10 protein-coding genes are annotated in these 12,372 nt (G+C 71.2%); 7 read left to right on the top strand and 3 right to left on the bottom strand.

Features of this window, described 5'->3' with window-relative positions:
• Positions 1–20: 20 nt before the first annotated feature.
• The 6 genes from aztB (at position 21) to OHA21_RS05280 (ending at position 7,423) form a co-directional block, all read left to right on the top strand.
• Complete coding sequence (aztB, locus tag OHA21_RS05305) at positions 21–836, top strand: zinc ABC transporter permease AztB (RefSeq protein WP_328470736.1); 816 nt, start codon at positions 21–23, stop codon at positions 834–836.
• The gene (locus tag OHA21_RS05300) at positions 833–1,984 is read left to right on the top strand and encodes a hypothetical protein (RefSeq protein ID WP_328470734.1); all 1,152 of its coding nucleotides are present in this window, start codon (positions 833–835) and stop codon (positions 1,982–1,984) included. Before aztB ends, OHA21_RS05300 begins: the two co-directional genes overlap by 4 nt.
• Positions 1,981–2,877 carry a zinc ABC transporter substrate-binding protein AztC gene (gene aztC / locus OHA21_RS05295; RefSeq protein WP_328470732.1) on the top strand — a complete coding sequence of 299 codons (897 nt, stop codon included), beginning with the start codon at positions 1,981–1,983 and terminating at the stop codon, positions 2,875–2,877. The genes OHA21_RS05300 and aztC overlap by 4 nt, the downstream gene beginning before the upstream one ends.
• 316 nt (positions 2,878–3,193) lie before the next feature.
• Positions 3,194–4,375 (top strand): zinc metallochaperone AztD, encoded by a 1,182-nt coding sequence (gene aztD / locus OHA21_RS05290; protein WP_328470730.1) that lies wholly within the window; start codon positions 3,194–3,196, stop codon positions 4,373–4,375.
• A gap of 520 nt (positions 4,376–4,895) precedes the next feature.
• Complete coding sequence (locus tag OHA21_RS05285) at positions 4,896–5,891, top strand: alpha/beta hydrolase (protein ID WP_328470728.1); 996 nt, start codon at positions 4,896–4,898, stop codon at positions 5,889–5,891.
• A gap of 344 nt (positions 5,892–6,235) precedes the next feature.
• Positions 6,236–7,423: a helix-turn-helix domain-containing protein gene (locus OHA21_RS05280; protein ID WP_328470726.1), complete on the top strand. Its 1,188-nt coding sequence runs from the start codon at positions 6,236–6,238 to the stop codon at positions 7,421–7,423.
• Positions 7,424–7,708: 285 nt separating this feature from the next.
• Here the strand turns inward: OHA21_RS05280 and OHA21_RS05275 are convergent, their stop codons facing one another.
• Together OHA21_RS05275 and OHA21_RS05270 are read right to left on the bottom strand one after the other, a co-directional pair.
• Complete coding sequence (locus OHA21_RS05275; RefSeq protein ID WP_328470724.1) at positions 7,709–9,340, bottom strand: thiamine pyrophosphate-binding protein; 1,632 nt, start codon at positions 9,338–9,340, stop codon at positions 7,709–7,711.
• Positions 9,337–10,110, bottom strand: coding sequence for a cyclase family protein (locus tag OHA21_RS05270; RefSeq protein ID WP_328470722.1), 774 nt, complete (start codon positions 10,108–10,110; stop codon positions 9,337–9,339). The genes OHA21_RS05275 and OHA21_RS05270 overlap by 4 nt, the downstream gene beginning before the upstream one ends.
• A gap of 246 nt (positions 10,111–10,356) precedes the next feature.
• On the opposite strand from OHA21_RS05270, the gene OHA21_RS05265 reads away from it, so the two are divergent.
• Complete coding sequence (locus OHA21_RS05265; RefSeq protein WP_328470720.1) at positions 10,357–11,013, top strand: ThuA domain-containing protein; 657 nt, start codon at positions 10,357–10,359, stop codon at positions 11,011–11,013.
• Here the strand turns inward: OHA21_RS05265 and OHA21_RS05260 are convergent.
• Positions 10,964–12,340, bottom strand: a complete 1,377-nt coding sequence (locus OHA21_RS05260) for an MFS transporter (RefSeq protein ID WP_328470718.1) — start codon at positions 12,338–12,340, stop codon at positions 10,964–10,966. The genes OHA21_RS05265 and OHA21_RS05260 overlap by 50 nt on opposite strands.
• Positions 12,341–12,372: the final 32 nt, after the last annotated feature.

Genomic DNA, 12,372 nt, shown 5'->3' with positions numbered 1-12,372 from the left:
TTACCGGTAGGGTGACCCGGGTGCTGCTCGAACCCTTCACCGTCACCTTCGTCGTCCGCGCACTGATCGGCGGCGTGCTGCTGGCCGCCATCTGCGCCCTGGTCGGCGCGTGGGTGATCACCCGCGGGATGACCTTCCTCGGCGAGGCGATGAGCCACGGCATGCTGCCCGGCGTCGCGATCGCCTCGATCCTCGGCGGCAACCTCGTCGTCGGCGCCGCCGTCAGCGCGTTCGCCATGGCGGTCGGAGTCGGCGCGCTGCGCCACAGCCGCGAGTTCGGCCGGGACACCAGCATCGGGCTGCTCTTCGTCGGGATGCTCTCGATCGGCGTCATCGTCGTCTCGCACTCCCGGTCGTTCGCCACCGACCTGACCGCGTTCCTGTTCGGCGACGTCCTGGCCATCGGCCGGTCCGACCTGCTGCTGCTCGGCGCCGCCCTCGCGCTGGTCGCGGTCGTCTCCGCCCTCTGGTACCGGCCGTTCCTGGCGCTCACCTTCGACCCGCGCAAGGCGAAGACGCTCGGCCTGCGCCCCGGTCTCGCCAACGCCGTGATGCTCGGCCTGCTCACCATCACCATGGCGGTCGCGTTCAGCGTCGTCGGCACCCTGCTCGCCTTCGGCATGCTCATCGCCCCGACCGCGGCGGCGATGCTCGTCGCCCGGCGACTACCCGCAGTGATGGGTGTGGCGTTCCTGATCGGCGCGGCCGCCACCGTTCTCGGCCTCTGGATCTCCTGGTACGCGGCGACCGCCGCCGGCGCCACCATCGCCGCGGTCGCCGTACTCCTCTTCTTCGCCCTGCTCGGCGCACGCCGGATCATGAAAGGAACCCTGTGAAGAGAAGAACCCGCCTGACCGCGGCGGCCGTCAGCCTCGCCCTGGCCCTGTCGGCCTGCGGCACGACCGAGGAACCGGAGCAGCCGCACGGTTACGTCGAGGGGGCAGAGGAACTGCCGGAAGCACAATCAGCCATTGCGTACGCGGCGCGCGGCGCCCGGCAGGTGCGCCTCATTGACCTGGCCAGCGAGACAGAGAAGCAGGTCAGCCTGTCGATCGGAGCCCAAAAACTCACCGAGGACGGCCGCTTCCTCTATGTGACCGACGGTGATCGGCGGCTCGAGATCGTCGACGCCGGGGTGTGGACGGTGGACCACACCGATCACGTTCATTACTACCGTGCGCCGGCTCGCAGTCTGGGTGCGCTGACCTTTGACGCGCCGATTTCGACGGTCACCGGATTCGGCGCGCACACCACGATTGGGACCGCCGACGGACAGATCCGGGTCCTCGACCGGCGGGAGCTCGAAGCCGGTCAGGTGGTCGAGACGGCCCGGTTCGCATCGGGGGGTTCGAGCGCTTTGGCCGTACCCTATGCCGATCTTCTTCTTGTCACTGTGGGTGAGAATCGCATCGCCGCGCTGCGTGCGGACGGCAGCGAGAGTGGCGCCCTTCAGGCGCCTTGCGAGGCGCCGCGTGGCGCGGTGGTCCTGCGAGGCGGCGCGGTCATTGCCTGCAAAGATCATTTGGTACGCGTGAAGCACGACCAGAACCAGCTCACGGCGAAGGTCCTGAAGTCCCCACGCAGCCCGGTGCCGTCGAACGGGTTCGGGCATCGTCCCCGCAGCAACGAGGCCGCGCTCGCCGACCCCACCGGGATTTGGTCGGTGAACGCCGCCAAGGCCACCCTGCAGCACCTGCCCGCCGGCGGACGCGACCTGGTGGCAGCCGCCTCCCCCGCGGATGGCAGCACGGTGCTCGCCCTCGACCGTGCCGGCACGCTGACCAGCCATGACCTGGCGACCGGCAAGCAAATCGCGGCGGCTCCTCTGAAGGCGTCGAGTCTGACGCTGGACATCAACCGCGCCTATCTGGCCTCGCCCGCCGCCCGTGTGATTCACGAGATCGACTATCGGGACGGGTTGCGGACCGCCCGCACGCTGCGCACCAGCGACCAGCCCGACCTGATGGTGGAGGTCGGACGGTGAGAAGACTGCTGATCGTCGTCGCCCTCCTGCTCAGCGGGGCGGCCTGCACCTCGCCGGACCGTGCGGAGATCGTGGTGACCACCAACATCCTCGGCGACATCGTCACCGAGATCGCCGGCGACGAAGCCCGGGTCAGTGTGCTGATGAAAGCGGAGGCGGACCCGCACTCGTTCGGCATCTCGGCCCGGGAGGCGCACGCTATGCAGAGCGCTGACCTGGTCGTCTACAACGGGCTCGGCCTTGAGGAGAACGTGCTGCAGCACGTGGCGGCGGCCGGGGAAGCCGGTGTGCGCACTGTCGAGGTGGGTGCGGCGGTGGAGCCGATGGAGTACCGGGACGGGGATGCGGCTGGGCTTCCCGACCCGCACTTCTGGACCGATCCGGCGCGGGTCGCCGACGCGGTGCGGCTGCTCGCCGAGGAGATCACTGCACATGTCGACGGGGTGGATGCCGGGGTTGTGCGGGCGCGGGCTCAGGCGTACGCCACTTCTGTTGCCGAACTGGACGCTGACCTGGAAAGCCGGTTCGCTGCCATCCCGGCGGAACGCCGGGTCCTGGTGACCAACCATCATGTCTTCGGCTACCTGGCGGAGCGTTATCGGCTGCGGGTGATCGGCACGATCATCCCGAGCGGGACCACGCTCGCCTCGCCGAGCGCTTCAGACCTGGCATCGCTGGTCACCGCGATCAGGAAGCATCAGGTGCCCGCGATCTTCGCGGACACGGCGCAGCCGGCGCGGCTTGCGGAGGTCCTCGCCGCAGAGGCAGACCTTCGGGTACGCGTGATCGGCCTCTATTCCGAGTCACTGAGCGCCGCGGACGGTGAGGCTCCTAGTTACCTGGCGATGATGCGCTTCAACGCCGACGCGATCATCGGGGGCCTGGCCGGCTGACCTGGCCTCTTGGCGCGCTTTGTTGCAGCTCCCGGTCCTGCCTTTCGGACCGCGCCCGCTTGCACCGCCCGCTTCCACCCTCCTGCAGCGCCCGACCTCCGCCCTCCTGCAGCCTCTTTCCCGCGGCCTCCTACGGCGCGCGACCTCCGCCCTCATGCCCCTTTCCCGCGGCCTCCTACGGCGCCCGACCTCTGCCCTCCTGCAGCCTCTTCCCCGCGGTCACTTGTATCGCCTGACCCCCCGCTGGACCGCCGACCGGCCGCTCTTGTACGGTCTTAATGAAAATGATTGTCGTTACCAACCTGGGGAGGTTGTTTTGAACCGACACCGAATCCGCGGCCTCGCCGCCGGACTTGCCACCGCCGCACTGGCCCTCACCGCCTGCGGGTCCTCCACCGAGGCCGAGGCTCCGGCCGCTGCTCCGGCCTCCGCAGCCGCCACCGCTTCTCCCGTGGCGATCACCTACGAGGGCGGGATCTACGTCCTCGACGGATCCGCCATGAAGGTCGCCCACAACGTCACGCTGCCCGGCTTCAACCGGGTCAACCCGGCCGGCGACGACCGCACCGTCGTCGTCTCCACCGAAGCCGGCTTCCAGATGCTCGACACCGCCGCCGGCAAGATGACCGACGTGAGTTACCCGGGCGCCAAGCCGGGCCACGTGGTTCTGCACGGCGACCGGACCATCCTGTTCACCGACGGCACCGGCGAGGTGAACAGCTTCAACCCGGCCGACCTCGCCGCCGGAAAGCCGCAGGGCCGCCAGTACAAGACCGAGCAGCCTCACCACGGCGTCGCCGTCGAGCTCGCCGACGGCACCATGATCGTCACCCTCGGCACCGAGGAGTCCCGGCCGGGCGCGATCGCTCTCGACAAGGACGGCAAGGAGATCGCCCGCAGCACGGAATGCCCCGGCGTGCACGGCGAGGCCGTCGCGCAGGGTGAAGTCGTCGGGCTGGGCTGCAAGGACGGGGTCCTGCTGTTCAAGAACGGCGCCTTCGTGAAGGTCAAGGGCGCCGCCGCGTACAGCGCCGTCGGCACCCAGGCCGGCACCGACGCGTCGCCGGTCCTGCTCGGCGACTACAAGGTCGACCCGGACGCGGAGCGCGAGTTCCCCACGCAGTTCTCCCTGATCGACACGGCGGCGCAGTCACTCAAGGTGGTGCCGATGCCGACCGGAGTCAGCTACAGCTTCCGGTCGCTGGCGCGCGGCCCCCAGGGCGAAGGCCTGATCCTCGGAACCGACGGCAAACTCCACGTCATCGACGTAGCCGCCGGCAAGATCACGTCGTCGTGGCCGGTCGTCGGCGCCTGGAAGGAGCCGATGGACTGGCAGGAGCCGCGGCCGGCGCTGTTCGTCCGGGATTCTCAGGCCTACGTGACCGAACCGGCCACCAAGAAGGTGCACCAGGTCAACCTCGCCACCGGCAAGGTCACCGGCTCGGTCACCCTCGACGCCGTCCCCAACGAGATCAGCGGAACCCTCTCAGCCCACTGATCCCTCCCTCGGCGTTGCCGGCCGCCCACTTCGGTCGACGATCCCCCTGAAACAGCACTGGCCGTCAGCCCGACAACCTCAGCTGACGGCCAGTGCTGCCTTTTCGCCCGGGAGACGACACTGACCGTCAGCTGGCCTTCTCGGCTGACCGGCAGTGCTGCATCACCGCGCGGGAAACGACACTGACCGTCAGCTGGCTTCCTCGGCTGACCGGCAGTGCTGCATCACCGCGCGGGAAACGACACTGACCGTCAGCTGGCTTCCTCGGCTGACCGGCAGTGCTGCATCACCGCGCGGGAAACGACGCTCGCCGTCAGCTCGGCACACTGGCTGACGGTCAGTGCTGCTTCTACGCGCGGCGGAAGGTCGGCCTTTGGGCTGGGCGGCGGTGGCCTGCACGTAGCCCGCCAGATGGCGGGGAGGATCCGCCGCCTGGCGGGCTGCCTGCGGGAACGCTTTCGCCAGAATGAGTGACAGCGGTCACACGGCCGCCATTCGCTCGAAATCTGGGAGGCCATCAGTGACGACCATCCTGCCGCCGGACGCCACCAGCACCGTAGGCCCGCCCCCGCCGTTCGACCTGGAGCTGGCAGCCGCGCTCGATGTGATCGGCGAGCAGTTGCCGGCCGCGCTGACCGCCGAGATGATCCAGCCGATGCGCGCCGGTTCGCTGATGGCCGACCTCAGCGACGAGGACCTGGCACGCGACGGCAGCTTCACCGTCACCCGGCGCCTGGTGCCCGGACCGGCCGGCGACCCGGACGTCGAGCTGCTGATCCTCACCCCGGCAGGCGCGAACTCCGCGCTGCCGGGGATCTACCACACGCACGGCGGCGGCATGGTGATCGGCAACAACCGGACCGGCGTCGACGCCTTGCAGGACTGGGCCACCGAGGTGCCGGCGGTGATCGTCTCCGTCGAGTACCGGCTCGCCCCCGAACACCCCCACCCCGCACCGGTCGAGGACTGCTACGCGGGCCTGCTCTGGACCGCCGAACACGCCGCCGAACTAGGCATCGACCCACAACGCCTGATCGTGGCCGGCGCCAGCGCGGGTGGCGGCCTCGCTGCCGCGTTGGCCCTGCTGGCCCGCGACCGCGGCGGCCCCGAACTCGCCGGCCAGATGCTGCTCTGCCCGATGATCGACGACCGCAACGACACCCCGTCCGCGATCCAGATGGCCGGCCGCGGCGTCTGGGACCGCACCGCGAACGACACTGGCTGGACCGCCCTGCTCGGCACGGACCGCGAGGACGTCTCCCCGTACGCTGCTCCCGCCCGAGCCACCGACCTCTCCGGCCTGCCGCCGGCCTTCATCGACGTCGGCTCGGCCGAGACGTTCCGCGACGAGGACGTGACCTACGCGAGCCGCATCTGGCAGGCCGGCGGCCAGGCCGAACTGCACGTCTGGCCCGGCGGCTTCCACGGCTTCGACATGATGGCGCCGCAGGCCGCCATCTCCCAGGAGGCCCGCGCCGCCCGCGTCCGCTGGCTACGCCGCCTCCTCGGCGCGTAGTCACTCGGCTGGGCGTGAGGGCTGCTTCCCGGCTCTCGAAACAGCCCTCACGCCAGCCGGAGAAATCCAGCTGGCGCTGAGGGCTGTTTCCTGCCCTCGAAACAGCCCTCACGCCCAGCCGGGGGTGCTCGGCTGACGATCAGGGTTGTTGGCCGGCCCTTGAAGCAGCACTCCGGGACAGCCGGGGCACTCGCCGACGTTGAGCAGTCATTGCGCGCCTCGGCCGAGTGATCACCGCGAGTCCGGCCGGCTCAGGTAGGCCGTCGCCCCTGCCATCCGAGCCGGGGAACAGCCGGGCCGGTCATGGGATGGTCGCGGGCCGGGCGGGGAGGGACGATGATCCGGTGAAGGACCTGGCCGTCCGCCTTGCCGCGCTCGACCCCGATGCCGGGGCGGCGTTGCGGGTCATCGCGTACTTCGACCGGCTCACCGAAGGCCGCGCCGGCCTGCAGGCGATCGTGCGGGGCGCGGCGGTGCTGGCCGGCTGCCCGGCGCGGTTGACCGACGACGGGCGCCGCATCCACCTGCGGGTGCAGCCCGACGGCATCGACACGGCCGGCGCCGACCAGGCAGGCGGACCGCCGGACCCGTCGTGGATGTTCACCGAGGCCGGCAACGGGGCCGTGCTCTGGCTGGAACGCCCCGGACCACCCGGCCCGGTCGACGCGATGGTCCTCGAACGAGCCGCCGGCACCGCCCGCACAGTCCTGGACCGCACCCGGCGCCAGCCACCGCCCGGCGATCCGGCGGCGGTCGAGCTAACGCTCGACGCCGCAGCGCCCGAACAGCAGCGCCTCGCCGCCGCAGCATCCCTGGGCTTCAAATCCACCGATCGGGTACGCGCAGTCGCCCTAGCCGACGGCACCGCCTTACTGCTCCCCGACAGCGACACCGACCCCGCCGCCCGAACAAGCCTGGCCGCCGAATCCGGGCGTCCGCACGCCGGCCCACCCACGACCCGGACCGATCCAGCCGCCAAACCGCACGCCGGCCCACCCACGACCCGGACCGGTCCGGTTGCCGAGGCCCAGCCTTCCCACGCCGGTTCGACAGCGACATCCCGGTTCGCTGCCGATGGCTCGGCCGTCCTGGCCGGTGAACGGGCGGGGATCGGGCCGGCTGGGACGGTTGCCGAGCTGCCGGCCTCCTACGTCGCGGCGCGGGCCGCGCTGCGGTTCACCGCTGACGGGACTGAGCAGGATCCCGGCCCGCGGGTGGTGCACGCTGATCAGCTGGGTGGCCTGATCCTGCTGGCGGCGACCGTGCGGCCCGGCACCGAGCCGGTCCCGGACGTGCGCGCGCTCGACCGGGTAGCGGCAGCCGCCCCCTGGGCGCTGGCCACGCTCGACGCGGTCGCGGAGGCGGTCAGCCTGCGGGCAGCGGCGGCCGCCCTCCGGGTTCACCATTCCACGCTGCAGGAACGGCTCTCGCACACCGGCCGACTGCTGGGCTGGGACATCCGGGAGCCCCAGGGCCGGCTCCGCCTGCAGGTAGCCCTCGCGCTGCACCGCCTGCACCGCAACCCCGCCTGAGCCAGTCCCGGCTGCGCTGCATTGGGAGACACCGCTGAGCAAGGTGGGGCCGGCCAAGGAGACCGGGAGTCAAAGGGGGCAGGGAGCGCAGGATTCGCGCGACGCCGCAGTCTGTGAGCAGGAGGCAACGGCAGGCGGGCGTGAGAAAGGGGTGGCAATTAATGAAGCGGGCAAAAGGGACGGCGGCATAGAGGCCAGCCGACGCGGACTGCCAGGCCGGCGGGTGGGACGGCCAGGCGGCCGGCGGGTGGGACGGCCAGACGGCCGGCGGGCGAGGGAGTGCGTTCAGTGGCCGCGGAAAGCCTCCTCCAACCACCACGACGGGCGGCCGGCGGCGACCTTCAGGTCTACGACCAGCGGGACCTCGCGCGGGCCGGCCAGCCAGACACTCACCGCGGCCAGGTCGGCCGGTGCGCGGACCGTCACGCCCTCGCAACCGTGGCCTCGGCCGATTGCTGCCAGGTCGGTCTCCGGGAACTCGACGGTGGCCAGTGGATGACCGGCGGGGCCGAAATGGTGGACCTCCGCCCCGTACGCGGAATCGTTGTAAACCAGGACCAACATGCCCAGGCCGAGCCGGCGGATGGTGTCCAGTTCGGCGATGCCCATCAGGAAGCCGCCGTCCCCGCAGGCCGCGACCGGCAAGCGGTCCGGCTGAGCCAGCGCCGCGCCCAGTGCGCTGGCCAGGCCCAGCCCGACCGACTGGAAAGCCTGCGTGAAGCAGAAGCCCCGATGATCCGGCACCGACAGGAACATCGACGGATAACCCATGAAGTTCCCGGAGTCGACAGCGACCACCCGCTCGGCCGGCAGCAGGTCGTCGAGCACGATGCTCGCCGTCCGGGGGTCGATGTGCAGATCGTCGCCGTCATCGGCGTACCCGACATCTCGCCAACGTCCCTCGATGCTCAGCCGGCGGCGGACCTCCGACGTCCGGTATCCGCTGCCGGCGCGCGTCAGCGCGGCACGCACGGAGCGCGCGCTGAGGGCGACATCGCCGACCACCCCGAGATCGATCCGGTGGTGGCCGCCGAGCGCCGCCGGGTCGAGGTCGACCTGGGCGACCGCGGCATCGGCGCTGATCAGGGCGCCGTGGCGGCTGGTCCACATGTTCAGCGAGGCGCCCCACGCGACGACGACGTCCGCGGCGGCGATGAGTTCGGCCGCGAGGGGGGTGGCGAAACCGCCCGAGACGTCCAGGTTCCAGTCGTTGCCGGCGAACAGGCCTTTCGCCGCGGCCGAGGTGGCCAGCAGTGCGCCGCAGGCGTCGGCCAGTTCTTCGAGTTCGGGCCGGGCGCCCAGGGCACCGCGGCCGGCGATGAAGACCGGCCGGGCAGCGCCGTCGAGCAGGCCGACCAGCGCCGCCACGGCCTCGTCGGCGGCTCGTGGCGGTTCGACGACTGGTGCCGCCGGCAACGGGGCCGGGGACGCGGCTGCGGCCTGCACGTCGAGGGGGAGGTTCAGGACGACCGTACGCCGCTCCCCCACCGCCACCCGCCACGCCCGCACGGTGTCCGCCACCGCCGTGGCCGGGCCATGGACCCGGTGGCTGACCGCGCCGACCGCCACCGCCAGGGCGTCCTGGTCGACGCGGAAGTTCGAGCGCAGCGCGGAAGCGGCCGGTTCGGCAGCGAGGACGATCAGCGGGGTACGGCTCTTCGCCGCCTCCGCGATCCCGGTCATCGCGTTGGTCAGCCCGCAGCCCTGATGCACCGAGACCAGCCCGACCCCACCGCTGACCCGCGCATACGCGTCCGCCGCGGTCGCCGCACCGCCCTCGTGCCGGGTGGCGACGAACCGCACCCCGCGCGCCACCAGCGCGTTCGTCACGTGGAAGTTGCCGCTGCCGACCACCCCGAACACGTGGTCGGCGCCGAGGTCGGCGAGGGTGGATCCGACCAGTTCGGCGACGTTCATCGTTCGACGAGGGCGAGCACGCGCACCGGACTGCCGGAGCCGCCGACGATCGGCAGCGGCGGCGCGATCACGACCGCGCCGGTCGGCGGCAGGCGGTCCAGGTTGCGCAGCTGGGTCAGGCCGTACTTGTCGGCGCCCAACAAATACGAGTGACACGGGAACGGCGGGTCGAACGAATGCGCGGCCCCCGCATCGGTGCCGACGGTCTCCACCCCGATGCCGATGATCGGCGACTCGGTGGCCAGCCACTTCGCCGCCTCCACCGAGACGCCGGGCGTGTGCGGGCCGGTCTCGTTCGCGTTGAGGAATGCGTCCTGGTCACCGGAACGCGCGTCCCAGCCGGTACGCAGCAGCAGCCAGCCACCCGCCGGAAGCGGCCCGTTGGTCGCCTCCCACTCGCGCACGTGCTCGATCTCCAGCAGGAAGTCCGGGTTCTCGGCCACCCGATCCGCCACGTCGATGACCACGGCCGGCGCGATCAGCCGCTGCGGCGGCACCTGCGACACGTCGTCACCGTCGCGCCCGGTCACCCAGTGCACCGGCGCGTCGAAGTGCGTGCCGGTGTGCTCGCCGGTGTGGATGTCGTTCCAGTACCAGGCCGGCCCCCGATCGTCGTACCGGCTGATCTCCTCGAGCCGGAACGGGATCGTGTTCGCGAACGGCGGCGGCAACTGAAGGATCGGCGTGCCGCTCGACAGCGGCGCGGTCAGATCGACGACCTCGATCGTGCCACCGCTCACTCCGGACAGCAGGGCCTGCAGAATGCTCATCGGATCTCCACGAGCTCTCGACGGTTGTGCAGGAGAGCCTACGGCGATGATCAATCCAGGTCAGCGGTTCGGTCACGCTTTTCCGGGGTACGCGCGACGCCGTTGACGACATTTTGGACCGTCCCGCGAGTGCAGCGCGATCATCTGCCCACTCCCGGCCCCAGCGCGGCCGCCGGGAAACAGCACGTTTCTTCGGCTGGTCGGCCGGGCCGTCGCGCGTACCCCGAGGGTTTTATGGTCTTGGGCATGCGTGTTCTGGTGGTTCGTGGGGGTTGGGCCGGGCATGAGCCGCGAGCCTGCACCGAGATGTTCATCGAGCGGCTGCGGGCTCGGGGGTGCGAGGTGGAGGTCGCGGAGAGCCTTGGTGCCTACGACGACCGGGATCTGCTGGAGCGGGCCGGCCTCATCGTGCAGTGCTGGACCGGTGGGCAGCTCACCGAGCAGCAGGAACAGAACCTGGTGGAGCGGGTGGCGGCGGGCGCCGGGTTCGCGGGGTGGCACGGCGGGATCGTGGCGACCGCGTATGAGTCGCCGCGGTACCAGTTCATGGTGGGTGGGCGGTTCGTGTGTCATCCGGGTGGGTTCGTGGACTACGACGTGGAGATCGTGGCTGAGCATCCGGTGGTGCGGGGGATCGGGTCGTTCCGGCTGCACACGGAGCAGTATTTCTGTCACGTGGATCCGACGCTGGAGGTGCTGGCCACGACCACGTTCGAGGGGAAGCACGGGGCGCCGGAGACTGCGGGGGCGGTGATGCCGGTGGTGTGGTTGCGGCGGTTCGGGCGGGGACGGGTGTTCGTGTCCACGCTCGGGCACGCGCCGGCGGATCTGGCGGTGCCCGAGGTGGCTGCTCTCACCGAGCGAGGGCTGTTGTGGGCCGGTGGCGCCTTGGACTGCTCGTAGGGGAAACCTGCGCGGCGAGCAGAACCGCGACACCGCAGATCGCGACCAGTACCCAGCCCGGCCGGGTCGCCGCGCCACCCGAGTGCCCGGTGTCGGCGGGGAGAGTGACCAGGACGCCGGCCAGGGCGATGCCCAGCGCCGCACCGAACTGGCGGGCCGTCGAGGTGATGCCACCGGCCACACCGGCGCGTTCCGGAGGCAGGCCGCTGACCGCCGTATTGGTGATCGGCGCATTGGCGAAGCCGACACCGATCCCGGCGAACAGGTAGGCAGCCAGCAGCAACGGCATCGGGGTCCGGTCATCGAGCCCGATCAGCAACAGCCCACCGACCGCAAGCCCCACACCGGCGATCCGCAGCGGCAGCCGAGGACCAACCCGCCCGACGAGGTGCCCGGCGAGCGGCGCGCAGACCGTCGCCGCGATCGCCATCGGCAGCGTGACCAGACCCGCCGCCACCGGGCTCAGGCCGCGGACCTGCTGCAGGTACAGGGTGCCCACCAGCAACGTCACGTTGAGCGCGGCGAACACCGCCACCGCCCCGCCCGCCGCCGCAGCGAACGGCGGCCGGCGGAACAGCCGCAGATCGATCAACGGCTCCGCCTGCCGCGTCTCCACCCGGGCGAACGCGACCCCAGCAGCCACGATCACCAGGTAGCCGGCCAGCAGAACCGGCGAACCCCAGCCCAGGCGCGGCCCTTCGATCAACGCCGCCACGCTGGCTCCGACCAGCACGATCAGCAGGATCTGGCCGAGCGGATCCAGCCGCCGGGCCTTCGGCGCCCTGGACTCCGGCACGTGCCGCGCGGTCAGGACCAGCACGATCGCGATGACCGGCAGGTTGGCCCAGAACACCCACCGCCAGCCGAGCCCGGCGATCAGCAACCCGCCGAGGATCGGCCCGGCCGCCATGCTCAGCCCGAACACCGCGGCCCACACCCCGATCGCCCTGGCCCGCTCCCGCGGATCGGTGATCACGCTGACCACGATGGCGAGCGCCACCGGGCTCAGCATCGAGCCGCCGACGCCCTGCACGGCCCGGGCCGCGACCAGGACACCCATCGTCGGCGCCAGTGCGCAAGCCACCGACCCGGCACCGAACACCACCAGGCCGAGCCGGAAGATCCGGCGCCGGCCGAGGCGGTCCGCCAGCGCACCCGAGGTGATCAGCAGGGCAGCAAGAACGAGGGTGTACGCGTCGACCGTCCACTGCAGGTCCGCGGTGCCGAGCCGCAGGTCGCGCCCGATCGACGGCAGCGCCACGTTGACGATCGTCGTGTCGAGCCCGACCAGGAAGATGCTGGTGGCACAGATGGCGAGTAGTTTCATGCCGGGATCGTCACCGCGCCCACCCCCGGCTT

It is taken from the genome of Actinoplanes sp. NBC_00393, from assembly GCF_036053395.1.
GTDB lineage: Bacteria > Actinomycetota > Actinomycetes > Mycobacteriales > Micromonosporaceae > Actinoplanes.
This window is presented reverse-complemented; position numbering and strand designations above follow the sequence as displayed.